Source organism: Halobacillus locisalis (assembly GCF_013694105.1).
Classification (GTDB): Bacteria; Bacillota; Bacilli; order Bacillales; family Halobacillaceae; genus Halobacillus; species Halobacillus locisalis.
The window spans coordinates 1,156,287-1,182,961 of sequence record NZ_JACEFG010000001.1; the positions used below are offsets into that span (position 1 = coordinate 1,156,287).

Annotated in this window: 29 protein-coding genes and 1 other annotated feature; of the genes, 11 read left to right on the forward strand and 18 right to left on the reverse strand. The window is 40.9% G+C overall.

Going from position 1 to position 26,675, the window contains the following annotated elements:
• Positions 1–11: 11 nt before the first annotated feature.
• Positions 12–650 (reverse strand): GTP diphosphokinase, encoded by a 639-nt coding sequence (gene yjbM / locus H0266_RS06090; RefSeq protein WP_181471471.1) that lies wholly within the window; start codon positions 648–650, stop codon positions 12–14.
• A gap of 118 nt (positions 651–768) precedes the next feature.
• Between yjbM and H0266_RS06095 the strand changes: the two genes are divergently transcribed.
• From H0266_RS06095 to H0266_RS06110, 4 genes are all read left to right on the forward strand, one after another.
• Entirely contained in the window at positions 769–1,350 is a 582-nt protein-coding gene (locus H0266_RS06095) for a CYTH domain-containing protein (RefSeq protein ID WP_181471472.1), read from the forward strand.
• 58 nt (positions 1,351–1,408) lie between these two features.
• On the forward strand, positions 1,409–1,810 hold the full coding sequence (locus H0266_RS06100) for a globin domain-containing protein (RefSeq protein WP_181471473.1): 402 nt from the start codon (positions 1,409–1,411) through the stop codon (positions 1,808–1,810).
• Positions 1,807–2,691 carry a DsbA family protein gene (locus tag H0266_RS06105; protein ID WP_181471474.1) on the forward strand — a complete coding sequence of 295 codons (885 nt, stop codon included), beginning with the start codon at positions 1,807–1,809 and terminating at the stop codon, positions 2,689–2,691. The genes H0266_RS06100 and H0266_RS06105 overlap by 4 nt, the downstream gene beginning before the upstream one ends.
• 85 nt (positions 2,692–2,776) lie before the next feature.
• Positions 2,777–2,956: a hypothetical protein gene (locus H0266_RS06110; RefSeq protein WP_181471475.1), complete on the forward strand. Its 180-nt coding sequence runs from the start codon at positions 2,777–2,779 to the stop codon at positions 2,954–2,956.
• Positions 2,957–2,984: 28 nt separating this feature from the next.
• Here H0266_RS06110 and pepF read toward each other — a convergent pair whose 3' ends face one another.
• The 3 genes from pepF to mecA all read right to left on the reverse strand — a co-directional run bounded on the left by pepF (position 2,985) and on the right by mecA (position 6,832).
• Entirely contained in the window at positions 2,985–4,790 is a 1,806-nt protein-coding gene (gene pepF / locus H0266_RS06115; protein WP_181471476.1) for an oligoendopeptidase F, read from the reverse strand.
• A 70-nt stretch (positions 4,791–4,860) separates the two neighbouring features.
• Positions 4,861–5,994: a competence protein CoiA family protein gene (locus tag H0266_RS06120; protein WP_181471477.1), complete on the reverse strand. Its 1,134-nt coding sequence runs from the start codon at positions 5,992–5,994 to the stop codon at positions 4,861–4,863.
• Between the two features lie 133 nt (positions 5,995–6,127).
• The gene (gene mecA, locus H0266_RS06125; RefSeq protein ID WP_181471478.1) at positions 6,128–6,832 is read right to left on the reverse strand and encodes an adaptor protein MecA; all 705 of its coding nucleotides are present in this window, start codon (positions 6,830–6,832) and stop codon (positions 6,128–6,130) included.
• 297 nt (positions 6,833–7,129) lie between these two features.
• Between mecA and H0266_RS06130 the strand changes: the two genes are divergently transcribed.
• On the forward strand, positions 7,130–7,801 hold the full coding sequence (locus H0266_RS06130; RefSeq protein ID WP_181471479.1) for a TerC family protein: 672 nt from the start codon (positions 7,130–7,132) through the stop codon (positions 7,799–7,801).
• A gap of 42 nt (positions 7,802–7,843) precedes the next feature.
• On the opposite strand, the gene spxA is transcribed toward H0266_RS06130, so the two are convergent.
• The 8 genes from spxA to H0266_RS06170 all read right to left on the reverse strand — a co-directional run bounded on the left by spxA (position 7,844) and on the right by H0266_RS06170 (position 16,745).
• The gene (gene spxA, locus H0266_RS06135; protein ID WP_181471480.1) at positions 7,844–8,239 is read right to left on the reverse strand and encodes a transcriptional regulator SpxA; all 396 of its coding nucleotides are present in this window, start codon (positions 8,237–8,239) and stop codon (positions 7,844–7,846) included.
• A gap of 264 nt (positions 8,240–8,503) precedes the next feature.
• Positions 8,504–9,097, reverse strand: a complete 594-nt coding sequence (locus H0266_RS06140) for a GNAT family N-acetyltransferase (protein ID WP_181471481.1) — start codon at positions 9,095–9,097, stop codon at positions 8,504–8,506.
• 179 nt (positions 9,098–9,276) lie between these two features.
• Complete coding sequence (locus H0266_RS06145) at positions 9,277–10,497, reverse strand: putative glycoside hydrolase (protein WP_181471482.1); 1,221 nt, start codon at positions 10,495–10,497, stop codon at positions 9,277–9,279.
• A gap of 273 nt (positions 10,498–10,770) precedes the next feature.
• Complete coding sequence (locus H0266_RS06150; RefSeq protein WP_181471483.1) at positions 10,771–11,712, reverse strand: ABC transporter ATP-binding protein; 942 nt, start codon at positions 11,710–11,712, stop codon at positions 10,771–10,773.
• Positions 11,709–12,770, reverse strand: a complete 1,062-nt coding sequence (locus H0266_RS06155) for an ABC transporter ATP-binding protein (protein WP_181471484.1) — start codon at positions 12,768–12,770, stop codon at positions 11,709–11,711. Before H0266_RS06155 ends, H0266_RS06150 begins: the two co-directional genes overlap by 4 nt.
• Before the next feature lie 16 nt (positions 12,771–12,786).
• The gene (opp3C, locus tag H0266_RS06160; RefSeq protein WP_181471485.1) at positions 12,787–13,920 is read right to left on the reverse strand and encodes an oligopeptide ABC transporter permease; all 1,134 of its coding nucleotides are present in this window, start codon (positions 13,918–13,920) and stop codon (positions 12,787–12,789) included.
• 6 nt (positions 13,921–13,926) lie between these two features.
• On the reverse strand, positions 13,927–14,853 hold the full coding sequence (opp3b, locus tag H0266_RS06165) for an oligopeptide ABC transporter permease (protein ID WP_181471486.1): 927 nt from the start codon (positions 14,851–14,853) through the stop codon (positions 13,927–13,929).
• A gap of 173 nt (positions 14,854–15,026) precedes the next feature.
• A complete protein-coding gene (locus H0266_RS06170; RefSeq protein ID WP_181471487.1) occupies positions 15,027–16,745 on the reverse strand; it encodes a peptide ABC transporter substrate-binding protein in 1,719 nt (572 codons plus the stop codon).
• 405 nt (positions 16,746–17,150) lie between these two features.
• Between H0266_RS06170 and H0266_RS06175 the strand changes: the two genes are divergently transcribed.
• Positions 17,151–17,522, forward strand: coding sequence for a DUF3899 domain-containing protein (locus H0266_RS06175; protein ID WP_181471488.1), 372 nt, complete (start codon positions 17,151–17,153; stop codon positions 17,520–17,522).
• 51 nt (positions 17,523–17,573) lie between these two features.
• Positions 17,574–17,773 (forward strand) — a binding site (T-box leader).
• 67 nt (positions 17,774–17,840) lie between these two features.
• Complete coding sequence (trpS, locus tag H0266_RS06180; protein ID WP_181471742.1) at positions 17,841–18,839, forward strand: tryptophan--tRNA ligase; 999 nt, start codon at positions 17,841–17,843, stop codon at positions 18,837–18,839.
• 31 nt (positions 18,840–18,870) lie between these two features.
• On the opposite strand, the gene H0266_RS06185 is transcribed toward trpS, so the two are convergent.
• Positions 18,871–19,632: a YjbA family protein gene (locus tag H0266_RS06185; RefSeq protein ID WP_181471489.1), complete on the reverse strand. Its 762-nt coding sequence runs from the start codon at positions 19,630–19,632 to the stop codon at positions 18,871–18,873.
• 90 nt (positions 19,633–19,722) lie between these two features.
• Positions 19,723–19,923, reverse strand: coding sequence for a YuzI family membrane protein (locus tag H0266_RS06190; protein ID WP_181471490.1), 201 nt, complete (start codon positions 19,921–19,923; stop codon positions 19,723–19,725).
• A gap of 150 nt (positions 19,924–20,073) precedes the next feature.
• Between H0266_RS06190 and H0266_RS06195 the strand changes: the two genes are divergently transcribed.
• Positions 20,074–21,087, forward strand: a complete 1,014-nt coding sequence (locus H0266_RS06195) for an LCP family protein (RefSeq protein ID WP_246363652.1) — start codon at positions 20,074–20,076, stop codon at positions 21,085–21,087.
• A 59-nt stretch (positions 21,088–21,146) separates the two neighbouring features.
• On the opposite strand, the gene fabF is transcribed toward H0266_RS06195, so the two are convergent.
• Positions 21,147–22,388, reverse strand: coding sequence for a beta-ketoacyl-ACP synthase II (fabF, locus tag H0266_RS06200; RefSeq protein WP_181471492.1), 1,242 nt, complete (start codon positions 22,386–22,388; stop codon positions 21,147–21,149).
• Between the two features lie 18 nt (positions 22,389–22,406).
• The gene (locus tag H0266_RS06205; protein ID WP_181471493.1) at positions 22,407–23,339 is read right to left on the reverse strand and encodes a beta-ketoacyl-ACP synthase III; all 933 of its coding nucleotides are present in this window, start codon (positions 23,337–23,339) and stop codon (positions 22,407–22,409) included.
• A 174-nt stretch (positions 23,340–23,513) separates the two neighbouring features.
• Here H0266_RS06205 and H0266_RS06210 point away from each other — a divergent pair, with 174 nt between their 5' ends.
• Entirely contained in the window at positions 23,514–23,699 is a 186-nt protein-coding gene (locus H0266_RS06210) for a hypothetical protein (RefSeq protein WP_181471494.1), read from the forward strand.
• A 47-nt stretch (positions 23,700–23,746) separates the two neighbouring features.
• On the opposite strand, the gene H0266_RS06215 is transcribed toward H0266_RS06210, so the two are convergent.
• Both H0266_RS06215 and H0266_RS06220 read right to left on the reverse strand, forming a co-directional pair.
• Complete coding sequence (locus tag H0266_RS06215; RefSeq protein ID WP_181471495.1) at positions 23,747–24,697, reverse strand: BMP family ABC transporter substrate-binding protein; 951 nt, start codon at positions 24,695–24,697, stop codon at positions 23,747–23,749.
• 90 nt (positions 24,698–24,787) lie between these two features.
• Positions 24,788–25,306: a hypothetical protein gene (locus H0266_RS06220; protein ID WP_181471496.1), complete on the reverse strand. Its 519-nt coding sequence runs from the start codon at positions 25,304–25,306 to the stop codon at positions 24,788–24,790.
• A 139-nt stretch (positions 25,307–25,445) separates the two neighbouring features.
• Here H0266_RS06220 and H0266_RS06225 point away from each other — a divergent pair, with 139 nt between their 5' ends.
• Entirely contained in the window at positions 25,446–25,619 is a 174-nt protein-coding gene (locus tag H0266_RS06225) for a YjzD family protein (RefSeq protein ID WP_181471497.1), read from the forward strand.
• A 191-nt stretch (positions 25,620–25,810) separates the two neighbouring features.
• On the forward strand, positions 25,811–26,620 hold the full coding sequence (locus H0266_RS06230) for an undecaprenyl-diphosphate phosphatase (RefSeq protein WP_181471498.1): 810 nt from the start codon (positions 25,811–25,813) through the stop codon (positions 26,618–26,620).
• Positions 26,621–26,675 lie beyond the last annotated feature (55 nt).

Sequence of the window (26,675 nt, forward strand, 5' to 3'; positions counted from 1 at the left end):
CTATCACTCCTTTACTCTTTTTTCGAATCTTTCTTCTTTTCTTCTTTTCGCATGAATGCTTTTTGTGCTTCTTGTATTTCACTCTTGATTTTCGACATTTCTTCATCTAACTGAAAAGCCGCTTCTCCGGCGCTTTTCAAACGTGACTTGATCTCGCTTGGAATCTTACCAGAGTATTTATAATTCAACGAATGTTCATTCGTCGCCCAAAAATTCATAGCAAGCGTTCGGATTTGAATTTCCGCGAGAAGCATCTTTTCACCGTGTATCGTTTCAACAGGGTAGTTGATGATGACGTGGAATGAGCGATATCCGCTTTCCTTCTTTCTCGAGATGTAATCTTTTTCTTCTACAATCTCAAAATCATGACGATTTTTCAGCATATCCACCACGGCATAGATATCATCTACAAATTGGCAGACGACACGGACACCAGCGATGTCCTGTAGTTCTTTCTCAATATCTTCTGGATTGATCGCTTTACGCCTGGCCTTTTCAATAATACTGGTTTTCGGCTTCACACGACCCGTGACAAATTCAATCGGGGATTGTTCCGATTCATATTCAAATTGACGGCGCATGCCTTTTAATTTAACTTTTAATTCATCTACTGCCTGTGCATAAGGTGCTATAAATATATCCCAATTCATTTGGCGCCCACCTTTATGTATCGAACTTCACATAGTTAATATGTGCGTTTTCTCCTGCATTCATTGTATCATAAAGTTAAGGACTGACAGAAATGATAGAAGGAGGCAGCATTTTAAGATGAGCCAAGAGATCGAAATTGAATTCAAAAATTTATTGACTCAAGAAGAGTATCAACGTCTTTATCAGCTTTTGCCATTCAAATCAGTTGAACTCATAGAACAAACCAATTATTATTTTGAAACGAATGACTTGTTACTCAAGCAACATGGAGCGGCGCTACGAATCAGAAAGAAAAACGATCAATGGACGCTGACGTTAAAGCAACCCCATCCTGAAGGGTTATTGGAAACGCATGATACCTTGACAACCGAAGAAGCCAATTTGTGGATCCAGAATCAGATGGTTGAGAAACCAAACACAAAACCACAACTCCATGAATTAGGAATTGAAGTAAATCAACTGCGTTATCTAGGTTCTTTGACCACAAGAAGAAAGGAACTGGATTATAAAGGAGCAACAATCGTCCTTGACCATAGCCTCTACTATGATCAAGAGGATTATGAACTCGAGGTCGAAGCCCCATCAAAACCAGTTGGACAAGATGTCATTAAAGAAATTTTAGATGCATGCGATATTCCACAACGAAAAACAGATAATAAGATCAAACGTTTTTACAAAGCCAAGCTGCAATCAGAATAGTTGTAGTAAGAAGTCGCCATTGCTAAAATGAATAAATAGATAGACAGGAAGGGATTTCATGCAACAACGACCAGGCTCCATTCATGATGCCATCGGTAAAGCCAAGATTGATGAGCTTGTCGAGGCTTTTTACAAAAGAGTCCAAAAACATCCGGATCTCATACCGATATTCCCGGATGATTTCTCAGAAACGATCCGCAAACAGAAACAATTCTTGACCCAATTCTTTGGAGGGCCACCTCTTTATATAGAAGAGCATGGACACCCTATGCTGAGGGCAAGACACTTACCTTTCAAAATTACACCTACCAGACGAGACGCTTGGCTTTCCTGTATGTCAGGAGCCATGAACGAAGTTGAAATAGAAGAGCCTTATCGTTCAGCAATGTTCGAGCGCTTAACGATGACGGCGAACCATATGATGAACACACCTGAGGATGAGAAAGGAGAATCGACGTGAGTTGGAAAAGCTTGAGCAGCGAAAAAGAGACACAAGGTACGGCAAGCGGATTTTTTAATTTACTGAAACGTCCAGTAGAGATTTATGTATTTATCGATCCGCTCTGCCCAGAATGCTGGTCACTTGAACCTTTCTTGAAAAAACTCACCATCGAATACGGTCGTTTTTTCACCATTCGTCCAATCATCAGTGGAAAATTGTCCGCGTTGCAACAAAACCAGATCAACAAACCGGAAAAACTTAAAAAGGTTTGGGACAAAACCACTTCACAAACAGGGATGTGCTGTGACGGAGATGTTTGGTTAGAGAATCCTGTATCATCTCCTCTTGCGACGTCTCTTGCTGTTAAAACGGCCGAGTTGCAAGGCAAGAAGGCAGGCATGCGTTTTCTCAGAAAGGTCCAGGAATATGTATTCTTAGAAAAGCAGAACATTTCTGATGAAAATGTCTTAATCGAATGTGCCAATAAAAGCAGATTAGATGTAGATGAGTTCAAACGTGACCTTCATTCTGACGCTGCCCGCAAAGCCTTGCAAAACGACTTGAAATTGACTCACGAAATGGAAGTCGAATCAACTCCGACCATCGTTTTATTTAATGAATCTGAAGAAGATGCAGGTTTGAAAATTACAGGCCTTTATTCGTATGATGTGTACGTCAAAGTACTGAAGGAAATGTTGCAAAAGGAACCCAGTCCAGCTATAAAACCTGATTTGGAAACTTTCCTCCAGCATTATCGCTTTGTAGCGAATAAGGAGATAGCTGTTGTGTATGACTGGAGCGAGCAACAAGCCAAAAAGGAAATGAAAAAATTAGTACTCAGACAAAAAGTACGTGAAGTACCTGTGAAACACGGAGCCTTCTGGGAATATATCGAATAAAAGCCCCTACTCAGGGGCTTTTTTTCATTCAATGTCTATTCACTTGCTCGTACTCATAAATATAGAGCTAAAGGGGGGCTTGCGAATGAAGAAATGGAAAATAATCATCGGCATTACAGCTGTTCTTGTCTTATGTCTCTTTCATTTATTCGCTCTCATGCGTATGTATCCTCTGTACATCACATCACCACTATTATTTATCGCCATTTATTATGTCATCGCCTCTTTGTTTCATCGGAAAACATTCCGAGGATTCATGAAATAAGGCCGCACTATAAGAGTGCGGCCTTTTATCATTTCAACAAGGATTCTAGTTCATTCAACTTTTCTTCAAATACGTCTAAAGCAGCGAGAATCGGTTGTTTGGATGTCATATCTACTCCTGCTCGCTTCAGTACTTCAATCGGATAGTCACTGCTTCCCGCCTTCAAGAAGCTCTTATAACGGTCCACCGCCTCGTCTCCTTCAGTAAGGATTTGGTCAGCTAAGGCCGTTGCCGCCGCATAACCCGTAGAATACTGATACACATAGTATCCCATATAGAAGTGTGGTATCCGCGCCCACTCTAGTCCAATTTTCTCATCAACGACAATATTCTCGCCAAAATATTTCTTGTTCAAGTCATAGTAGATCTCCGTCAGTTTATCAGCCGTCAACGCTTCGCCTTCCTGAGCTTGGACGTGAATTTGATGTTCAAACTCAGCGAACATCGTTTGACGGAAGACCGTACCACGGAAACCTTCTAAGAAATTATTGAGCAAGTATAGCTTTTCTTTTTCACTTTTCGTATTCTTCAACATATAATCGTTCAATAATGCCTCGTTACAAGTAGAAGCCACCTCTGCTACGAAAATGGAATAGTTTCCGTATCGGTAGGGTTGATTTTGATGGGTATAGTAACTATGCAAGGAATGTCCGAGTTCATGTGCTAACGTAAATAAGTTATTCACATTGTCTTGCCAATTCATGAGAATGTACGGATTGGTACCATAATGTCCTGATGAATAAGCACCGCTACGTTTTCCTTTATTCTCTTCAACGTCAATCCAGCGGTTCTCAAAGCCTTCTTTTACAATGTTGACATATTCCTCTCCTAACGGTTGCAAACCTTTTAATACAAGGTCCTTTGCTTCCTCATAAGACACCTCAAGCTCTGCATCTTTTACAAGAGGAGTGTAAATATCGTACATGTGTACATCGTCAAGACCGAGCACTTCTTTTCTTAACTCCACATAACGATGTAGTAAGGGAAGGCGCTCGTTAACAGCTTCAATCAAGTTATCATAAACGGACTCAGGGATGTTATTATTGTCCAATTTAGCCTGTCTGGCACGATCATAATTACGTACTTGCGCATTGAAGTTATTCTTCTTAACATTTCCACTTAACGTCGAGGCGAACGTGTTTTTGAAAGCACCGAATGTATCATACATCGCATCGAAAGCCGATTTACGAACGTCTCGATTATCGGATTTTAAAAACCCTACATAACGGCCGTGTGTGAGGTCCACTTCTTCCCCTTTATCATTTGTAATCGTCGGAAATGTCAAATCCGCATTGTTCAAAGCACCAAACGTTTGAGACGGGTTCGACCCTATTTCAGAGAAACCGGCAAGTAGTTTTTCCTCTTTCTCGCTCAAAACATGAGCTCGTTGCCTCGTAATTTCATCTAAAGTATGTTCATAGTGACGAAGCGGCTCGTATTCCTTTACATAATCGTCCACTTTGCCTTCAGGTAAAGCTAAGATCTCTGGTACGATAAAGCTCATTGCAGAAGCGATTTTGGTATAAGCACTTTCTGCTTTTGCATTCATCTCTTGATAATGAGCGTTTGTTGTATCTTGGTCTTTTCTCATGTGAGCGTAAGTAAATAAGCGCCCAATTTTATGGGAAATTTTATCCTGCAAGTCCAATAGATTGTACAAGTTCTCCCCTGACTTATCCAAAGTCCCTTGATAGCCCTCAATTTCAGGAAGCATAGCTTTGACTTCTTCTAACTGTTTGTACCATTCTTCATCCGTTTTAAAAACGGCTTCTAGGTCCCACGTTTTTTCAACAGGTACCTCTTCCCTTTTCGGTAACTCTTTCGTAGATGCCATACAAATCCTCCTCCAATTAATTCGTCACCCTAAGAAAATTCTCGATTAAAATGAGAAACCCTTCCTCATTTTAAATTCTATGTAATTTTTTTAGAGCATGCATGATTTTCTGATCCTCTTCAATTGCTTGATCGACATGACGATGAAAATAAACCTCTTTTGTTTTGATCCAAGTATTGTTTGATTGTTGACATACGTACCCTAAAGACTGAAGAAGCTTTAAATACTCATAAGCCACATCTGGATAATACCCGTTAGTCGTAGGGCGACCCTTTAAGACAGGAAATCGGACCCTTCCTCCCATGGGTACATATAAGAAGTATTCCATCAATAGCCTGGTTTGCCAAATAAAAGGTTTCTCTTTCATCGTGATCTGCCCTTCCACTGGCAAATAACAAACAGAGGGAATAAGCGAAAAATGAAAACCTTTCAAATAAACATATTGACGAAATTGACGTTCCTCCGTGCTCACATGCTTTTTGTACGTTGTACGATGGCTATACCATAGCTTTTCCCAAAAAGGCACTGCTGAATACAAAGGCTTCTCAGGACTGCTTTGAAAAAGATCAGGAAAAGCCATTTGATGAAGGGAGAGACACTGTATAGATGCCATACACACCCTAGGACTTGTAGTTCGCAACCTAGAAGCGACGGAAATGGTGCATTCTTGGGGATTGAAAAAGTAAAGAAAATATTGATCATGGAAGTGGTAAAGAAAAGAGGATAGAAATGGAGTCAGTTTCAGCGTTTTCTTAGAAGAGTATTTTAAATGATGGTGACCCAGTACCCATAGAGGAAATATACCTGAGGAGAGATAAGCAGAAGTACGTTTTCTTATTTCTTTTTCCGAAATGGTAGCACATTGATATTCAATTGCCACCTGTTTGTTATTGATGGTTAACCATACGTCAGGGCGCTGCCTGATCTCAGGAAGGAACTTTTCCAACTCAGAGTGAAGGCCTTGATGTTTTGTCCATTTGTATAAAAGCCACTTGCCCGTTTCGTGTTCCAATGTTTCTCCCCTGTGGCAGTCACTATTTGGAAAATGAGCAAAATGAGCCGTCACTCTAGGTCCCGACCTGATTTGCAAAGGTTCTTCGCAACTAGGACAGTAATAAGCTTTCTGCCTACATGAATCGATTTCAGCCTTAGTTTTGGTATATAACGATTGTAACTCGCCTTGATCATTGATGGCATTGAACACAGCATCACCTCTTATATGTTCTATTCCACATACCAGCCGATTTTTCCTTCATGTATCTCTACTTTCACAACGGTTGCACCTTAATTTTCAAACAAAAAACAAGCACACGTCTGGTGTGCTTGATTACTTTCCGTTATTCTGCTGGGAAATAACTTCTCACTTGAGATAGAGCTTGTTCGTTAAAGATTACTGAACCGTATTCTTCTAAGCGATGAATTGTCATCGAAGCTTCGTTACCGTATTCCATAAATTGACTGAATAAATTTTCTTGTTCGTCATCACTCATATTTTCATCAGTGAATTGAATATATAAATAGTAGCGATCTTCAAAATGGAATAAGCGCTGCTGAGACGAATCTTTATCTAATAGATAGTGACTTAACTGGATAACATCCTCAAACTCATTGAACTTCATCGTAAAGCTTAATGGTTCGGTTGGTTTGTCATCCTCGGCCTCGTCATCGTTATCTTGACTTTCATCATCTGAATGAACGGAACTGAATTTGTCTTCCAGTAATGATTCCAGCTTTTCATCGACTGGTACATCAATCGCATCGCCATCATCATTAGGTAGTTCAAGCTTTTGACCATCTTGAGAAACTTGAGCTTTTGTCACAACGACTTCCAGACCTTTATCCATTGCCTGTACTTGGATCCATAGAGGACCGTCGGCTTGGAAATTTTCTTGGTCATTCACTTCATCCATCATTTCCCAAAACAACTGTTCACTTCGTTCGCGGTTATACCAAATTTCTTCTCTGTCAAAGCCACGACGTTCCACATCGCTGTAAGAAACGTAGAATTTAACTGTATTTTCATTAATGCGTTCGATTTCCATATAGTTCTCTCCCTTCGTAACGTGTTTTAAGGGGGAAGGGATTACTCACCCTTTTTTGTGTGCTTAGTTAACCTTACCCGTTAGGTCAAAGCCTCAACCTTATTGATGTGTGACTAAAGGGTTGATGTACTTCTATTGTATGACAGTGTTGAGCAAATGGAAAACAAATTGCTTCAAATCAGCATATAACTATATACACTTTGAATACGGATGAATTACACCTGTATTTTCATGGGTTGGGTTCTTATTTTAGCTCAAAACAATTGGTTTGTCACTAGATAGCGGGAGGATTTTTCTATGAATTGGGACTTGCTTGAACCGATTTTGATCATCATTGGTATCGACATTATTCTAGGTGGTGACAATGCAGTTGTTATTGCCCTGGCCAGCCGTAACTTACCCGAAAAACAACGGAACAAGGCGATCCTTTTAGGTACTGGATTAGCCATAGTTGCACGAATCGTTTTAACGACCGTTGCTCTTTATCTTCTCCAAATTCCGTTTCTTCAATTAGTGGGAGGACTATTTTTATTATACATCGCCACCAACTTATTGACAGATCAAGAAGAGGAGCAGGACATAAAAGCAGGGGATCATTTATTTGCTGCTGTCAAAACCATTGTCTTTGCAGATATCGTCATGGGTTTTGATAATGTGTTAGCCATTGCTGGGGCTTCTCATGACAACATCCTATTAGTCATCATGGGACTTCTTGTTTCAGTGCCGATCATTGTGTGGGGTAGTAAGTTCATCCTCATGTTAATGGACAAGTTCCCGTTATTCATTTATTTTGGCGCTGGTTTATTAACCTATACAGCCGCTGAGATGATCTTAGAGGATCATTACATGTTGGAAATGCTCTATCCTTATCCGCTTGTACAAATCTGGCTTCCTATAATCATGGTCATAACCGTTGTGTGCGGTGGGTATGTGTACAACAAAAGAAAGAACAGCTATTCCGAAATATAAAAAAAGCTGTGATACGAATGCGTATCACAGCTTTTATACGTCTTAATTAACTAAGCGCTGAGCTTCTTTCAGTTGGAATGTACGTACACTTCTTGGAAGAAAGCGACGAATCTCGTCTTCGTTATAACCGACTTGTAGTCGCTTATCATCAATGATAATTGGGCGACGAAGCAAACCAGGATTTTCTTGAATTAAATCGAAAAGATCTTTCATAGGAAGTTGATCAAAATCGACTTTTAATTTTTGGAATACTTTAGAGCGAGTCGAAATGATTTCCTCCGTGCCATCCTCTGTCATACGAAGAATTTCTTTAATCTCATCAAGCGTCAACGGTTCGGAAAAAATATTTCTCTCAGTGTATGAAATATTATGTTCTTCCAACCACGCTTTCGCTTTACGGCATGATGTACAACTTGGTGAGGTATAAAGTGTGACCATACAGAAACTTCACTCCTCGATAATATTATGGTAAAGATTTTATCACTTATTAGTTTATAATCAATATAATCTGACTATGTTTTAACTATAACATATATGTCAAGCATTAATGTTCTAAATCAAAAAACTTATATAAAGTGACAGTAATTGCAATTAGTTTATATTTACCCGTAGGAGTTCGTGGCTAAACATACGATATATGATTTTTTTATGAGGATTGGTGACCAGTACCGAGGAAGCCGTACTACCTTGGCGATGGTTTACTTAGGAGTTTTTTGATTTATCCAGTTCATCTAAGATATCTTCTGTATCACGATTCTCATCGATTGTCAGAACTTCATCAACTGGTTGATAGGACTTGCCATAAAACTCTTCATCTTTATACGTATGAATTTCTGTGTACATTTCTTTCATCTTCTCGTAAATTTCCTCTTCTGAATCATCTTCTGGAGACCAATACAAAATCTCCATGTTGTTTAATTCATTTGTGGCTAGAGATTTCCGTGAGTACCCAATCGATTGTGCATGAACGAACCCTTCCCGCTGATAAAAACGGAGGCGTTTTTCACTATCCGTATCATCATAGTCGACTGGTTCAACTTCAAGAATGATCGGTTTACCTTTTGCTTTCATTTTCTTTATTAATTTATGCCCCAACCCTTGACCTCGGGAAGCAGTGGAAACGTATACATAATCGATAAAAAGAAAAGAATCGAATTCTGCATACATCAAAACATGGTGCTCCCCTTCATCTTTATAATAAACGTTACTCTTTTCCTTTAATAAGGCTTCCATGTGTTCTTTTGATTTCATTTCCTCTACCGGAAAATATTGATTCAACTTCTCATACCAGTTCATTGATCTACTCCCTTTTTATTAGTTACTACTATTATACCTAAATATGGACCTGATGTTAAATCGGCCTTAAATACACTCTGCTTATTTTCCCCTATTGCCCCAATATTAAACAAAGGTTGCTGAATTTTTCAGCAACCTTTGTTGATGTAGAGGACTGTTCATAGAATGCTCTCTCAACTTTAGTTCGTTGGTGTGTAATCGACATTCGGTGAATAGCTATTGACCGCATTCCAAATCAAGTACTCATCGATGCCATTCTCGGCCAACGCGCGAATTTGAGCTTCAACTTCCGCTTTTCCATACTGTTTCGTCGGGCCTGAATACAACCATGGTGCTTCAAAGTCTTGAATCCAAGGCCTGGATGTTGGACTGTTTTCTAACTTGCTTAGAACCTCGTTCTCGACCTTAGCATATTCACTAACCAAACGATACGGCTCTGCATCTGGTTTACTGATGCCGAAATATGGACCCCAGTGGCTGGGATAGATCATGCTGGAAATGACATCGACATGACTAGAGATTTTAGAGAAGTTCTGGCCGATATTCGGTGCCTCCGTGATTGTGGCTGAGTATCCGAAGATATCAACTGATACATCTACATCATAGGAAGATAATTCTTCCTTAGCAAAAGCGACAAAATCTGTAACAGCTTTCACTCGTTTCTGCACATCTTCCATTTCTAAATCCTCGTATTCTCCTTGGTTGTACGTGAGAATGTCATCTCGATTCCCGAATCCTTCCGGAAACCTTACATAATCGAACTGGATCTCTTCAAATCCAAACTCAGCTGCCATTTTAGCAATCTCCAAGTTATACTCCCATACTTCTTTCATAAATGGATTGACAAAAGCTTCTCCTCTTCCATTGACCCACACTTCTCCATTTTGTGTGTAAGATAAGTCCGGACGCTTTTCTGCCAGCATTGTATCCTTGAAAACCACCACACGTGCAATCGGATAGATGCCTTTCGACTCAAGCTCTTCTAACATCTTTCTCGGATCATCTATGTATGGTTCAGCAATCTCAGCAAAAGGAGAGTCCTCATCAGGTTTGAATGTTATATTCCCATGGTCTTCTTTAATATCGATAACCATAGCGTTCAAATCTGTTGTTTCAACAAGGTTTGTGAGCTCAGCCATTTTCTGACCACCAGCTGACGGCCCCGTCACATAAATTCCTCTCACTGCATCAGGATACGTAAAATCAAGTCCAGAGTCATACACGAAACGAGCAGCTGGTTCTGGTATATTCCGTTCCTTTAAGGCTAATTGTTTCGTAGACAGTTGGTGTCCTTTTTTTGTTCCCTCTTCATCTTCTGCGCTCACACTATGTAATGGAAATGCACAAGCAACGAGGAGAATTCCCGCGAAGAGTTTTAGCAAAAGTTGTTTTTTCCCCATATTCATCCTTCTCCCATTTTTAGATTTCTATTCCTTATTATATAAGAGGTTGCACAGTTAGAACAGTAGGGAAAGCAAGATTTTTGATAAGAATTGCATATTGTTACCAATGACCTATATTTATCAATTTGATTTAGATGAAATTCCAAGTAATATCTTAGAGAAATTGGACATATAAATTACTATTCATACAAGTTCTCCAATTCATTATTTCCCAGACAATATAAATAGCCTTGCTACATTATGCAGCAAGGCTATTCCGTGAGTAGCATGTTATTGATTCACTACTCCATGTTCTTTTTTATAGTGTTCGAATTCTTTCGTCGTACACAGGACAAAGTGACCCGGACGTACTTCTCGGAATTCTGGCTCTTCACTTGTATCGTGGTTATTAGGATCATAAGTGAAACGCTCACGAGAACGTTCATAATCAGGATCCGGCAATGGAATAGCTGAAAGCAGAGATTGTGTGTATGGGTGAATCGGGTGGTTGTACAAATCATCAGCTGTTGCTAATTCAACCATCTTACCGAAGTACATAACACCAATGCGATCACTAATGTATTTAACCATTGATAAATCGTGCGCGATAAACAAGTACGTCAGGCCTTTTTCTTCCTGAAGTTTCTTCAGCAAGTTGACGACTTGTGCTTGAATCGATACGTCAAGTGCTGAGATCGGCTCATCGGCAATGATGAAGCTCGGGTCTACAGCAAGTGCCCGTGCGATTCCGATACGTTGGCGTTGCCCTCCACTAAATTCGTGAGGATAACGGTTCGCGTGTTCTTTGTTCAAGCCAACTGTTTCTAACAAGTCATGGACTCTGGCTTTACGCTCTTTATCGTTCGAAGCTAAACCATGAATATCCATACCTTCTGCAATGATATCTTCAACCTTCATACGAGGGTTCAAAGATGCATAGGGGTCTTGGAAGATCATTTGCATTTCACGGTTGAACCTCTTCAGCTCTGACCGATCTTTTTTGCCATGAACATCTTCTCCATCGAAGATCACTTCTCCATCCGTTGCGTCATAAAGACGGATGATAGTACGTCCGGTTGTAGATTTCCCACAACCCGACTCACCTACAAGACCGAACGTTTCCCCTTTGTAAATATCAAAGTTCAATCCGTCTACGGCTTTTACAACACTGTGACGACCGGTTTTGAAATGTTGTTTTAGATTTTTAATTTCGACTAGTTTTTCTTGACTCATACACGATCACCTTCCGAACTGCTTGAAGACATATTCGCCATCCCCTTCATCCGTTTCTTAACCATTTCAGGAGGGTCCATGTCCGGTGCATTCTCATGTAGCAACCAAGTTGCTGCATAATGAGTATCCGACACTTTGAACATTGGTGGCTCTTCTTCTAAGTCGATTTTCATTGCATAGTCATTACGAGCAGCGAATGCATCGCCTTTTGGAGGATCCAACAGATCTGGCGGAGAACCAGGAATTGCATACAGCTCTTCGTCTTCACTATCCAAAGAAGGCATTGACCCTAATAGTCCCCACGTGTATGGGTGTTTTGGATTGTAGAAAATGTCATCCACTGTACCAACTTCAACGATTTTACCCGCGTACATAACTGCAACACGGTCCGCAACGTTAGCTACAACACCAAGATCGTGTGTAATGAAGATGGTTGCCGAATCCGTTTTTTTCTGAATGTCTTTCATCAACTCAAGAATTTGAGCTTGAATCGTTACATCTAATGCCGTTGTTGGCTCGTCGGCAATCAACAGTTTAGGATTACACGCAAGTGCAATGGCGACGACAACACGCTGCCTCATCCCACCAGAGAATTGGTGAGGGTATTGTTTTATACGGTTTTCAGGATCAGGAATACCTACAAGCTCCAATAGCTCTACTACTCGTTTACGAGCCTGAGATTTGTTCATTTTTTGGTGCTTAATCAAACCTTCCATGATCTGGTTCCCGACTTTCATCGTCGGGTTCAAGGATGTCATCGGATCTTGGAAGATCATGGACATTTCTTTACCACGGATTTTTTGCATTTGTTTTTCATTCATTTTCGCAATATCACGGCCCTCAAAGAGGATCTCTCCCTCTTTAATACGACCCGGCGGCTTAGGAATCAGTTGCATCAGAGCTTTTGTTGTTACGGACTTCCCTGAGCCTGATTCACCTACAATGGCAAGTGTTTCACCACGTTTCAAGTCGAAAGTGACCCCACGAACAGCTTGTACCTCACCACCGTAAGTGTCAAAGGATACATGTAAATTGTTTACTTCTAGTAGTTTTTCCATTGTGTACACCTACCTCCTATTCGCGCATCTTCGGATCGAATGCATCACGAAGACCATCGGCTAAGACGTTAAAGGCAATCATGATTAACGAGATTACAATTGCCGGGAATAATAAAATGTGTGGATAAATTTGCAATGAGTTAAATCCATCTTCAATCAGTGTTCCTAGTGATGCAATCGGTGTAGGTAATCCAAGACCGATGAAGCTTAGGAACGCTTCAAAGAATATGGCATTTGGAATTGTGAACATTGTATTGATTATGATTAGTCCTAATACGTTCGGAACTAAGTGTTTTCTTAATACGCGATTATCTTGTGCCCCGAGTGTCTTAGAAGCCAGGACAAACTCTTGGTTTTTCAGCTTCAGTACTTGCCCTCGTATGATACGCGCCATACCTATCCAACCGGTTATCGTTAAGGCTATCGTGATTGATATAATTCCCGGTTCTAGTATCAGAATCATGAGAATAACGATAACTAAGTTCGGTATTCCGACTAAAATCTCGATAATACGCTGCATAATGTTGTCGACACGGCCACCGTAATATGCGGAGATACCACCATAAGCGACACCGATGATCATATCAATAGTTGCAGCTAATAGAGCGATGTAAAGGGAGATTCGTGTTCCCATCCAAGTACGTGTCCATAAGTCACGACCTAGACCATCCGTACCGAACCAAAATGGTTGATCTTGCATATCTTTTGCAGCATATACATCATACACTGCCTCAACTTCTGCTTGTTCACCGTTTCCACCTTGTGAAAGAACGGTCGTCTGTATAAAGTCTTCTTGATTGTTAAAACGCATCAGAGCCTTTTGTTTTGCTTCTTCAACCGTATCGGCTGTCTGCACAGAACTTAATGTACCATCCATGCCCAACCAGCTTAACGCTTCCACTTTAGGTGGCATTTTTGCTCTTGATAAATCTTGGTCAAATTCACCATACTCATTCATATACGGCCCAAAGATCGCCATTATGGCAATGACTATCAAGATGCCTAGACCAATCATCGCCCCCATATTTTTACGTAGGCGGATAAAGGAGTCTTGCCAAAAGGAAAGACTCGGTCTGGATATCTTTTCTCCTTCGTTCTCTTCCCGGTTCACGGGAACAAATAAGTCTTTTGACGGTTTTTGATTATCCATAAGTTACTACTCTCCCTCTGCAAGTCTAATTCTAGGATCGATGACACCATACATTAAATCAATAACCAGTATGATGAAAATGAAAAGAAATGCGATTAGTAACGTTGTACCCATGATAATCGGAAAGTCATTTGTGTTAATCGCTTTAACAAACTGTTCACCAATCCCTGGTACGGCAAAGATGTTTTCGATTACTAACGTACCAGTCATCAAACCAATAGCTAATGGTCCTAATACTGTAATTAACGGAATAAGGGCGTTACGCAGTCCGTGTTTGAATACGACACCAAACTTGTTGACTCCTTTGGCACGTGCTGTCGTAATATAGTCAGATCCCATAACTTCCAGCATTTCCGTTCTCATAAAGCGGGCGGCAATTGCAATCGGGAATATGGCCAACGCAATTGTTGGTAAGACTGTATGTGCCCATGTTCCCCATAATGCAACTGGGAACCAGCCTAACTTTACACCAATGAAATACTGCAAGATTCCTGCAAATACGAAAGATGGAATGGATTTACCGACAACGGCGATAAACGTTGAACCGTAATCCAAGATTCCGTTATGATAGATCGCAGAAACTAACCCTAATAACATACCTAAAATTGTTCCAATTACCATCGCTTGAACACCTAGCGTCATCGATGGACCGATACGCTCCATGATGATCGTCGTTACCTCGCGATTGTCGAATTGGAAGGAAATACCCAAATCACCTTGTGTCAAATTCACCATATAGTTGAAATATTGTACCGGGACAGGATCATTTAATCCATACTTTTCTAACACTACCGCTTGTTGTTCTTCTGACAATTTATCTGCAGCACTTAGGGGAGTACCAGGTAAGAGTTTCATCAAGAAAAACGTAAAGGTAGCAATCAAGAACATCGTTATAATCATGTAACCTATTCTTTGAAGTATATAACGTGTCATATCAACACCTCCAGAAATTTTACAACCTAATCTTAATTTTAAAGTAATTGACAGAAAGTTGTCTATACTTTGAAAACTTTCTTCTCAGGGAAAAAGAGAGCATACGCCAACTTTTTGGACATATACTCTCTCCCCTATTAGCTAGCTCATATGAAATTAGAAAGAATCTCTAATTATTTACCTTCGATATAAGCATTCTTGTAGTTATAATCAGGACCCATTGGGTTAATGATTACACCTTTAACATATGGCTTCCAAACTTGTGCAGAAGCACGTTGGTAAAGAGGTGCAATTACTGCATCTTCTTGGATCAACTTCTTCTCTGCTTCTAGGAATAACTCGAAACGCTCAACTGGCTTTTGTGCAAGTTCGTTGTTTGCACGCTCGATCATAGAATCATAATCTTCGTTAGAGTATCCAGTTTTGTTGTTCGCTCCGTCTGTTACCCACATGTTTAGGAACGTGTTCGGGTCGATATAGTCAGGACCCCAACCAGAGTTTTGTAGTTCGTAATCCATGTTTGTATCACGTGCAAGACGCTCTTGGAATGGAACAGATTGTACGTTTACAGTAAGACCTTCCAACTGCTCAAGTTGGTCTTTGATGTAAGCATCAAGGTTTTTCGCTACTTCAGAGTCGCCACCAAGGTAGTTAAGCTCTGCAGTATCCATACCTAGTTCTTCTTTCGCTGTAGCCCAAAGCTGTTGAGCTTCTTCAACGTTTGTTTCAACTAGATCTCCGTTGATTTCACGGAAGTCTTCACCAGTTTCTGGGTGAGTAACAAAGTTCTGTGGAATGTCACCAACACCAGGAATAGAACCGTTGTTCAAGATTACATCAACCATGCTCTGACGGTCAATAACCATTTGTATCGCTTTACGTGCGTTTACGTTAGCAAGAATTTCGTTACCTTCTTGGTTCATCTTGATGTAGAACAATACAGGCTCTTCTTCAACACGGAACTCGTCTGAAGTACGGTATTGGTCTACGAATTCTGCTGAAAGACCTGCACGGTCAACTTCACCAGTTTCATAAAGGTTAACTCCTGTAGCTGTATCTTTTACAACAGAAACATTGATTTCTTGTAGTTGTACGTTTTCAGCGTCCCAGTAGTCTTCGTTCTTTTCAAGTTTCCAACCTTCACCGTGGTTCCACTCAGTCATTACGAATGGTCCATTAGATAGAAGTGTGTCTGCTTCAAGAGCGTACTGATCGCCTTGTTCTTCAACAAATGCTTGGTTCAACGGTAGGAATGTACCGAAAGTTGTTAGAGATTCGAAGTAAGGAATTGGTTTTTCCAATTGTACTTCTAGTGTGTAATCATCTGTAGCCGTTACACCCAGCTCTTCGATTGGCATTTCACCATCAGCAATCGCTGTAGCGTTCTTAATTACTCCGCCCATCATGTAAGGACCGTACTCAGAACCTACATCAGGGTTTACCGCGCGCTGCCAAGCGTAAACGAAGTCGTTCGCTGTAACAGGGTCTCCGTTAGACCAAGTCGCGTCTTCACGAAGGTTGAATGTCCAAGTAAGGGCATCTTCACTTACTTCGTGGTCCATTGCGATTCCTGGAACCGCTTGTGCATCTTCACCTAGACGGTATAGTCCGTCCATTGTAGAACCTAACCATTGGAATGCTACGGCATCCGTTGCAAGAGATGCATCCATTGTCGGGATCTCTGCTGAGTCCATAATGTTAAGTACTTGTTCACTGTCGCCTGAAGTTTCTTCGCCTTCACCTTCAGTGTTACCATCATTTTCTGTTTCTTCCGTTTCTGTGCCGTCCCCTTCGCCGTCGTCACCAGTGTTTTCTCCGCCACCGGAACAGGCAACTAGGAACATGCTAAGTACTAGTGCGAGTACTAGCAATAACCAATTTGTCTTTTTCATGTTGAAAATGACCTCCCCTAAAAATTTCTGAAAATTTAGTGTGGCGCTTTGTCCACATATCGAATTATACAAGTTTTCTAACTATTTTGCATTACCTTTTTTTAAATGAAATCTCTCAAACCCCATCATTGTTACGTTTCTATGACACAAAACGTGACTATTTACCTAGTTTATTTTACAATGTGTACTCTCATATTTAATTAAATATAAAGGCATTTGCATAAAAAACAAACCAGTTATAGTAGGAGATTGTTGTTTATTGCGGTTATCCACTAAAGTGTGTGCATAGTCCATTCATTATTCTTTCTACCCTGAATTTTCTGTTTATTAATTGTATTTACAATTCCTTCAAAGTTGAAACCGTGCTATAATGTTACATAGATTTTTAGGAAAGGTGTGCATTTCATGAGTCTATTGCGTAACAAGTGGATGACGCTGATGATTAATGTATTGATCGTTACGCTCATGTTTACCGTTGTTGCTCCTGTATATGATTTGTTTCATTACATTAATTCATTATTCTATATCGCGTATGCCTACTTATTTATTGGTATATTGTTGTGGGTCATACGCGGCGGGTTCTTCGACGCCATCACGTACAGCTTCAGGCGCTTCCATAATAGAGTGTCCAAACAAAAGGATTATATGGATGACTGGCATAAGAAACCTCTGCCATCTCAAACAGTGGAGAAAAGCTGGTTAGGATTCTTCATCTTCAATGGTGGAATGTTAATGGTCGGTTTACTCGCTTTACTTGCGGTTTACTACAATTACTAAGAACTTGCGTTAAGTAAAGGAATCGTATATAATTCTTTTCTATCATATAAAATAAAAGCGAAGATGAAGGATAGTACTCTTACATGGGACCTTTCCAGAGAGGCTGTGGGTGGTGTGAACAGCTAAGGACATGAAGGGGAAGTGGGACTTCGGAGCATCTTTTATAAAGACGTACATCGGCGTTAACGATTTGAGCTGACTTTCATCGATGAAAGTAAGTAGGGTGGCACCGCGAATCATTCGTCCCTTCCATTTGGAGGGGACGAATGATTTTTTTATTTGATACAAGTTTTAACTACTAATTTAGAGGTGATGGAATTGAAAACGATTTTTTCTGGGATTCAACCAAGCGGGACATTAACACTGGGAAACTATTTAGGAGCTATGAAGCATTTCGTTGATTTACAAGATGACTATCATTGTTATTTCTGTATTGTCGATGAACATGCTATTACGGTACCACAGGACCGATTGAAATTGAGAGAGAATACGAGGTCTCTTGCTGCCCTCTATCTCGCTTCAGGCATCGACGTTCGAAAATCGACGCTTTTCATTCAATCTGAAGTTCCAGCTCATACTCAGCTCGGGTGGATGCTACAGTGTGTCAGCTATATTGGCGAACTGGAGCGAATGACTCAATTCAAAGACAAATCTGCAGGTGGAAAAGAAGGGGTTTCATCAGGATTGTTGACCTACCCTCCTCTGATGGCATCTGACATTCTTCTTTATAAGACGGATATTGTTCCGGTCGGAGATGACCAAAAGCAGCACCTTGAACTGACTCGGAACTTAGCTCAGCGCTTTAATAATAAGTACAATGACATCTTCACGGTTCCCGAGGTTCGCATAGCAGAAACCGGCTCTCGAATTATGTCTTTACAAGAGCCAACCAAAAAAATGAGCAAATCCGATGAGAACCAAAAAGCTTATATCTCCATGCTTGATGATGAGAAAAAGATCATCAAAAAAGTGAAAAGTGCAGTGACGGATTCTGAAGGGATCGTGAAGTATGATAAAGAGAACAAACCTGGTGTCTCTAACTTATTGACGATCTACTCGATTTGTTCGAATACTTCTATAGAAGAGTTGGAACAGCAATATGAAGGGAAAGGCTACGGTGAATTCAAACAAGATGTAGCTGAATCTGTTGTTTCTGTTCTAAAACCGATTCAAGAGAGGTACTATGAACTGATTGACTCAGAAGAGTTGGATGATGTTTTAGATGATGGCGCAGATCAAGCCTCTTTTGAGGCACAGAAAATGGTGAAAAAAGCCAAAAAAGCGATGGGTCTTGGCCGTGTTAAAAAGAAAAAGTAAAACAGAAAAGCCAGAATTGAGAATGGTATTCTCAATTCTGGCTTTTCATATGTTGTGATACTTTTTCATTCTCGCCTTGCCAAATCGTTTCAAAGAATGGTTGGCCTTTCACCATTTTGCCGCAAAGCTCTTCATGAAGTTTCGACCAGCCGTGACATGTCTCTTCATACAATCTGCTCCATGCTTCATCTGTAGAAAGGCTCTTGATTGAAGGGTATTGTACCGGATCCCATTCGGTCAACCAATACCTGATTTCCTCTGGATGATCCGAGTGTTTCAACTGATCTAAAGCCATCATCAACAGTTGTTTCAGCTGACGTTCTCTCCTTGTTAACCCCGCCATTTTCTCTGGGTCTAATGAAAGAATGTGGTGTTCTTTTGGTGCACTTCCTTCTATAATATAGAACTCTGCTTTCTTACCTTGAACCATCTCTAATGCTAAACGTTCTTGTCTCGGAATGAGACGACTTTTTTTCACTGGAGATGTGTAACCTAGCGTATCAAAAACTACAACATCTGTACCATCTGTCGCTACAGCAGCATACTCAATGGTATGCCTTTCTTGATTCTTCTTCATATACGTCTTCCTGTGAATATCCTGTAACATAGACAACGGTAAATCCTGAAGGTCATTTTCAATTAACCGAAATAGAGCGTTGCTCACATATAGCAGTGGAATTTGATCAATCAACTCGATTCCATCTTCTTTCCTCCACTCGTGAAAGCGACAAACATTGTACCCATTTTCTTCTCCTTCAAACCAGTTCACCCATAGATCATGCATGTATAGCATATTAGACCCTCACTTTCATTCAGTGATCTCTTTAGGTTACATTATGACCAATGCTGGCTTTTTTATTCTTTTCACCCATTATTTACTACGCTATTCTTTCATGAACACAATTGCTACTGTTATGAGTAAAACGCCTACCGGAAACAAGTAACATTCCACTCTTGTTTGAATAAGTATGAAGAACTCCCACCAACTTAGTCCTGCTGGTACAAGATTAAGATAGGTAATCGTTACGGTTCCACCTGCTACAGCAAATCCGAATCCCATTAAAAAAACCAACCATTGCCACATATCCATCCCCTCCGGCCTGTCCTCCTTTTTCTATCTTATGATGCGATGAATCTCATCATGCGTAGGTAAAGTCCTCAAGTTCCCTTTACTTCAACTCCTATAAAAGGTACATTTATTATCAGATACGTTACATAAGAAAGGATGATCTTGTTGGCAAAGTCCCGTTCCCTGCGTAACCGTCGCAGGCGTAAACGAAAGAGAAAAATGAAAGTAGCTTTGATTACGCTATTATTCATTTCTGCATTCTGTTATAGCAGCTATGAATATCTAGCAGGGAAAAATCAAGCAAAGGGGCAATCTTCCAACGTCGCCGTAGCTGAAGAGTCACCCCCAGTTGAAGATACCAATAAGAAATATGAAGTCGAATTCAAAGGAAAAGACAATTTAGATGACCAAATCAACGTTCTTCTCCTTGGTTCTGATCAACGTGGAGATGAACAAGCGAGAACTGATACGATCATGATTGCCCAATACGCCCCGAATAAACAATCAGTCAAGCTTGCTTCTTTGATGAGAGATACATATATCAACATCCCGGGTTATGGCTACAACAAAATCAACGCCGCCTTCTATTTTGGTGGTCCTGAGCTTATGAGGCAGACGATCTCAGAGAACTTCGGCATTGAACTAGAATATTATGCGATTGTGGACTTTGAAGGCTTCACTCAAACAGTAGATACGATTGCTCCTGATGGTCTTGAAGTTAATGTTGAGAAAGATATGAATTATCAAGATGGAGCAGGAACCATCGATATCGATTTAGATGAGGGAACACAAAAGCTCGATGGGGAAGAATTACTTGGATATGCTCGTTTTCGTCACGATGCAAATGGAGACTTCGGGCGTGTCGAACGCCAACAGAAAGTCCTTCGTTTGCTGAAAGATGAATTAATGTCATTTTCCGGCGTGCTAAAAGCTCCAAGACTGATTGGTACAATCCAGCCTTACATTCAAACAAATATCGGGAGTGGCAAAGTGCTCGAGCTTGGAAAAGATCTGTTAATCAATCCAGTAAAGGATATGCAAACCATGAGCATCCCGACTACTGATAACGTATGGAACGAACGAAAAGATTATCCAATAGGACTCGTATTGAACCATGACGAATCTAAAACGAAAGCGGACTTGCAAACGTTTTTCGAGATAGACCATGAAGATGAATGAATAATAAAAAGCGAGAGGGAAATCAGACGATTTCCCTCTCGCTTTTACTATTAGTTGTATTAATCGTTATATTTCTGGAAGATGAGCGTGGCGTTATGACCACCAAATCCTAGGGAGTTACTCATCACTGTATTGACTTCTTGATAACGTGCTTCATTTGGCACATAATCCAAATCGCATTCTGGATCTGGTGTTTCATAGTTAATTGTTGGAGGTAAAACCCCTTCATTGATTGCTTTCAGGGAAATGACCGATTCAACCGCTCCAGCTGCACCAAGCAAGTGGCCGGTCATGGATTTCGTTGAAGAAATCGCCATCTTATAAGCATGATCTCCAAAGACCGATTTCGCTGCGTGAGTTTCAAATTTATCGTTCAACGCAGTAGAAGTACCATGGGCATTCAAGTAATCAATTGAGCTCGATTCAACACCCGCATCTTCAAGCGCTTGTTTCATGGCTCTTTGTGCTCCGTCCCCTTCGGGAGCAGGAGACGTAATATGATAGGCATCTCCAGTGGAACCATACCCTGTAAGCTCGCCATAAATTTTAGCTCCGCGCTTTTTGGCAGATTCGAGTGTCTCGAGGATCAGGATTCCTGCTCCTTCACCCATGACAAACCCATCGCGGTTTTTATCAAACGGACGGCTAGCTTTTTGAGGATCTTCGTTTAAAGATAATGCCTTAGCTGATGCAAAGCCAGCAAATGACATTTTCGTCATCGGCGCTTCAGTTCCACCAGCGATCATAATGTCAGCGTCTCCACGCTGGATCACTTTGAATGCATCTCCGATTGAGTTCGCACCAGAAGCACAAGCTGTAACGGTACAGGAGTTGATTCCTTTTGCACCCAATGAAATAGAAACTTGTCCAGCAGCCATGTCAGGAATCATCATCGGGATGAAGAAAGGACTCACGCGGCGATAACCCTTTTCCTGGAACGTTTCGAATTGAGATTCGTAGGTACCCATACCACCGATACCAGAGCCGATCCACACACCCGTTTTCGGTGCAATATCATCTGTAATTTCAAGACCTGCATCTTCTACTGCCATATGAGAGGCTACCATGGCATACTGGACGAAGGGATCCATTCTTCTAGCATCCTTGCGATCAATATACGTGGAGACGTCTAAGTCTTTCACTTCAGCCGCTACGCTGACAGGGTAATCTTCTTTATTTACTTTTGTTATTTCTCCAATTCCGGACTTTCCATTCTTAATACTATTCCACATTTCTTCTACTGAATTACCGACAGGGGTTACGGCCCCCATACCGGTTACAACTACACGACGTTTATCCATACGTCCATTCCTCCTTTGTTACTTACCCCAACGGAGAGCAACGGCGCCCCAGGTAAGACCGCCGCCGAATCCGACGAGCACGACTAAATCATTTTCTTTTATTTTTCCAGCTTTCACGTCTTCAGACAATGCAATCGGAATGGATGCTGAAGATGTGTTGCCATATCGTTTCACTTGTGTAGACATCTTTTCTTCTGGTATTCCTAAACGCTGTCTTGCGGCTTCCATTATGCGAATGTTCGCTTGGTGTGGGACGAGATAATCGACATCTTGTTCACTGAGGCCAATCTTTTTAACGACATTCACGGAAGACTCCGGCATCTGTCTTACAGCGAACTTAAATACCTCGCGTCCATTCATGAACAACGTATCATCTTGATACAAGTATTCACCGCCACTTCCATCAGATCCAAGTTCTGAAGACAAAATGCCCTTGCCTTCACTTACTGGGCCGATGACGGCAGCTCCTGCACCATCGCCGAATAGGACACACGTATTTCGGTCCGTCCAGTCAGTGATCTTAGAAAGTTTCTCGACACCTACAACAAGGACATTTTTGTAAGCCTTATTCTGAATGAATTGTTGAGCCGTAATGACTCCATACATAAATCCAGCACAGGCAGCGCTCACGTCCATAGCTGCGACCTTCCTGGCACCCAGTCTGTTTTGCAGCATAGCCGCTACCGATGGGAATGGAGTATCAGGTGTTACTGTAGCTACAAGGATCATGTCCAAATCCTCTGCTCCCATTTCGGCATCCTCAAGCGCACGTTTTGCCGCTTCAAAAGCCATATCAGACGTATCCATTTCATCAGAAGCTATTCTGCGCTCTTCGATTCCTGTACGCGTACGAATCCATTCATCACTCGTATCCACCATTTTCTCTAAATCTTGGTTGGTCAGCACTTTTTCTGGAGCGTAGTGGCCTACGCCTAAGAATCCTGCGTTCATATATTCATCCCCTTAAGGTAAGATCTTAATCTTATATCAATTCTTATGACTTGGTACTAATTTTAATTCATATGACTTTTTTCTGCAAGTGTAGGTGGTTACCTGTCATCGATTCAAATGCCCACAAATTGGCTCGTATCGATACATAGAGTAACACATGAGGGGGTGAGGATGGTGTCGAATAAAAATAAGTCTCCTTTTGACCAGTTCTGGTCTTTCGGTTCCGAAGAAAGCGAAGACCCAAAAGAAGAGCAACAAGATCGCTCTGTTGATTGGAGCGATCTAATGCAGGAAATGTCTAAAACCTGGAAGTCGGTATCTCCAGTAGTGAAGCCGATGATTGATAAATTCAAGAAGTAGAGTCTTTAAATAAAAAAATACTCTGAAGCTATAATAGCTTCAGAGTTCTACTCGTTGGGTAATTTCCCTGTTTCGATATACTGTTCAACAGACTCTTGCATCTCGTTCTTAAATTCTTTCGGAACTTCCGCACTATATTTCCCCATTGAAATAGCGCCATCTTTAAAATCAAAATAAATGGGCTCATTTGGTAAGTCTTCTGCTATCACACGTTCCATCGCCAAGTTATACACTTTATCCACCTGTTGGACCGTGCTTGTTAGAACCGTATTCTCGGCTACAGTGGATTGATCGGAAAGGTAACCGATCGCGTATTTATGGTCTTTCTGCATCTGATTGATCAATGAGATGTTAAACAAATCTCCGGCGGGATAAAATACGTCCGCTCCCTCTGTTTTCATCTTATTGTAGATTTGATGGGCTTTCCCTCTATCTTCCCAACTGTTCGTAAACGAAATTTGCACTTCAGCTTCAGGGTTTTGATGCATGACTCCTTCGTAGAATCCTTCTACTTCAGGCTGCCATTCGAATACAGCGATTAAACCGATGATATCCGACTTCGTCATCTCACCTGCGACCATTCCTCCGAAAAATCCCATTGCATGGGCACTGAAGTTCAAACTGGTCACGTTTTCAGCAGAATACTGACCATTAAAGTAGATAAACTCCACTTCCGGGAAATTCCTATGCAACTGTCTGAAATGCTTTCCATATATACTGCTATGCCCAAACACGACATTCACACCCTGATCGACCAGATCTTCTACTGCATTCACGGTCTGAGCGTATGTTTGCACACCTTCTTTATAAAATATATCGACACCGTATTCTTCCTGTATCGTTTGCATGCCTTTGTACCCTTTTTGTCCCCAGGCCTGGTCATGGATCGTCGTTTCAACCAGCATACCAACACGATAGTTTTTTCCGCTGCTAGATAATTGACTGCAGCCAGCTAGTATTATGAATAGTGTCAAAAATATGATGGTCAATTTCTTCACATTCAGCACTCCTAAGTTAGCCTATCTAGTATCCTCCCTTATTCTACATGTTTTTCGTACTGAAAGTAAATGCTTCGGTTGGAACCTTTCCTATCGACTGCTCGCTTGAACTATCGTTTTCCATACTGCTACAACATGATCCGTCACAGGACTTCCCGTATTCACGTCGGTTGATAACGGCAATTCGTCATCTCTTATTTCTTGAAACAGCTCATTGATAAAGTCTCCAATGTAGACGGCGTCCTGTTCTCTCACCCATTGGAGCATGTCCGCTTCACTCGTTATAGAAGCCTCAGGATTAGGCATCCATTCTCCGTAAAGCGTCGGCAGAGTACACTGATAAATGATGGTATCATTTTTCTCAACCGTTAGTGAACTCCCCTCATACTGCAAAAAAAGTTCATCACACCCCTCGTGCACATGCTGGTGTTTGCTTTCTTTGTCGTAAAAATGTTGAAAGTTACTATTTCGTCCGACATACATATAAAGGTGTTGCGCCATATTCGTTGAAAGGTTGTCGATTCCAATGACTTCAATGCCTTCTTGAAGGAAATTCGTCGTAATGTGATAGCCGATCCAATGGAAGCAAGGTTTCACCGTTATTACCATTCAGAGTTCCCCCTTCACAATCACTTCCATTTTATTCACAAATGGCACCGTTCATGATACCTAAAGCGATTTCATATTTCATTTTATGACGTCTTCTGGTAATATAAGTACAGAACGTGCAAAAATGAGGTGAGTAACGATGCAGTATATCTGGACAATCATTTGGTCCTTTCTATTAAGCTTCATGGCAGCCTATGTAATCAGCAACATGGCGGGAGGCAGCTTCTCGTTTACACAAGTGATCGTAACCACGATCCTCTTTGCTGTCGCCGCTATAGTACTTGGTGAAGGTGCCATTACTGAAGAAGCCTAATGGAGGACAAAAAACGTTGCTATCGTAGATGGCAACGTTTTTTCATTTCCTTAGCTAATAACTGCTGCTTCAGCCATCGTTAAGTTAATATACATAATGAATAACTTGTCTGATTGCACATAGAAATCAACTAGCGGTATAGTAGAAGAGGTTTATCGCTTCATTGTCACTTTCAAGGGGGAACAGCATATATGCAAGAATTAATCGAATTATTGAAGTACTTATTCCTCGGGATCTTTCAAGGGTTTACCGAGCCGATTCCGATTTCATCAAGTGGACACCTCGTCATTGTACAAGAAATGATCGATTTGCAATTTAAGGGACTGCAATTTGAAATACTTGTGAACTTCGGATCATTGATCGCCGTGCTTATGATTTACTGGAATGACTTAGTCCGACTGACGAAAAATGGAGTCGAATACATCTTCACGAAGGATCAGAATCAAAAAGAAGATTTCGACTTTATCCTTTATTTACTTATCGGAACCATACCGGCAGGAGTCATCGGCATATTGCTCGGAGATTTGATAGACGAATGGAAAAAGGTGTCGACTGTCGGTGTTACATTAATCATCACAGGTGTCGCCTTATGGATTATACGAAATATACGAGGAAGTAAAAATGATGGACAACTGACTTGGAAAGACGCTTTAATCGTCGGACTTGCCCAAGCTGTAGCTTTAATTCCAGGAATCAGCCGTTCGGGAGCCACTATTGTCGCTGCCATGCTTCTCGGAATGAAGCAGGAGACAGCTTTACGATTTTCTTTCCTCCTCTTTATTCCTGTAAGTCTAGGCACCATGCTATTATCCATTGATGAATTATTGAATGATAATTTTGCAGAGCAATGGGTCGGGTATGCCATCGCCTTTATCGCATCCATTCTAGCCTCTTATGTATCACTAAAATGGTTTATGAACATTATGGCACGAGGAAACTTGAAATATTTTGCCTTTTACTGCTTTATAGTAGGAGGACTCGTTCTCTTATTCTTAGTTTAGACTATACTTCGTATGAGGTTCATCATTTTAAGAGAGCCTAAATCAACGTTCTAAG

Bases quoted from the DNA above. Each gene is read 5' to 3' on its own strand.
- H0266_RS06100 (WP_181471473.1), top strand. From the start codon at position 1,409: ATGCAACAACGACCAGGCTCCATTCATGATGCCATCGGTAAAGCCAAG.
- H0266_RS06185 (WP_181471489.1), bottom strand. From the start codon at position 19,632: ATGCTATACATGCATGATCTATGGGTGAACTGGTTTGAAGGAGAAGAA.
- H0266_RS06230 (WP_181471498.1), top strand. From the start codon at position 25,811: ATGCAAGAATTAATCGAATTATTGAAGTACTTATTCCTCGGGATCTTT.
- H0266_RS06130 (WP_181471479.1), top strand. From the start codon at position 7,130: ATGAATTGGGACTTGCTTGAACCGATTTTGATCATCATTGGTATCGAC.
- spxA (WP_181471480.1), bottom strand. From the start codon at position 8,239: ATGGTCACACTTTATACCTCACCAAGTTGTACATCATGCCGTAAAGCG.
- mecA (WP_181471478.1), bottom strand. From the start codon at position 6,832: ATGGAAATCGAACGCATTAATGAAAATACAGTTAAATTCTACGTTTCT.
- fabF (WP_181471492.1), bottom strand. From the start codon at position 22,388: ATGGATAAACGTCGTGTAGTTGTAACCGGTATGGGGGCCGTAACCCCT.
- opp3C (WP_181471485.1), bottom strand. From the start codon at position 13,920: ATGGATAATCAAAAACCGTCAAAAGACTTATTTGTTCCCGTGAACCGG.
- H0266_RS06170 (WP_181471487.1), bottom strand. From the start codon at position 16,745: ATGAAAAAGACAAATTGGTTATTGCTAGTACTCGCACTAGTACTTAGC.
- H0266_RS06190 (WP_181471490.1), bottom strand. From the start codon at position 19,923: ATGTGGCAATGGTTGGTTTTTTTAATGGGATTCGGATTTGCTGTAGCA.
- H0266_RS06140 (WP_181471481.1), bottom strand. From the start codon at position 9,097: ATGAACTGGTATGAGAAGTTGAATCAATATTTTCCGGTAGAGGAAATG.
- opp3b (WP_181471486.1), bottom strand. From the start codon at position 14,853: ATGACACGTTATATACTTCAAAGAATAGGTTACATGATTATAACGATG.
- H0266_RS06225 (WP_181471497.1), top strand. From the start codon at position 25,446: ATGCAGTATATCTGGACAATCATTTGGTCCTTTCTATTAAGCTTCATG.
- H0266_RS06150 (WP_181471483.1), bottom strand. From the start codon at position 11,712: ATGAGTCAAGAAAAACTAGTCGAAATTAAAAATCTAAAACAACATTTC.
- H0266_RS06205 (WP_181471493.1), bottom strand. From the start codon at position 23,339: ATGAACGCAGGATTCTTAGGCGTAGGCCACTACGCTCCAGAAAAAGTG.
- H0266_RS06155 (WP_181471484.1), bottom strand. From the start codon at position 12,770: ATGGAAAAACTACTAGAAGTAAACAATTTACATGTATCCTTTGACACT.
- H0266_RS06145 (WP_181471482.1), bottom strand. From the start codon at position 10,497: ATGGGGAAAAAACAACTTTTGCTAAAACTCTTCGCGGGAATTCTCCTC.
- H0266_RS06220 (WP_181471496.1), bottom strand. From the start codon at position 25,306: ATGGTAATAACGGTGAAACCTTGCTTCCATTGGATCGGCTATCACATT.
- yjbM (WP_181471471.1), bottom strand. From the start codon at position 650: ATGAATTGGGATATATTTATAGCACCTTATGCACAGGCAGTAGATGAA.
- H0266_RS06175 (WP_181471488.1), top strand. From the start codon at position 17,151: ATGAGTCTATTGCGTAACAAGTGGATGACGCTGATGATTAATGTATTG.
- H0266_RS06095 (WP_181471472.1), top strand. From the start codon at position 769: ATGAGCCAAGAGATCGAAATTGAATTCAAAAATTTATTGACTCAAGAA.
- H0266_RS06110 (WP_181471475.1), top strand. From the start codon at position 2,777: ATGAAGAAATGGAAAATAATCATCGGCATTACAGCTGTTCTTGTCTTA.
- pepF (WP_181471476.1), bottom strand. From the start codon at position 4,790: ATGGCATCTACGAAAGAGTTACCGAAAAGGGAAGAGGTACCTGTTGAA.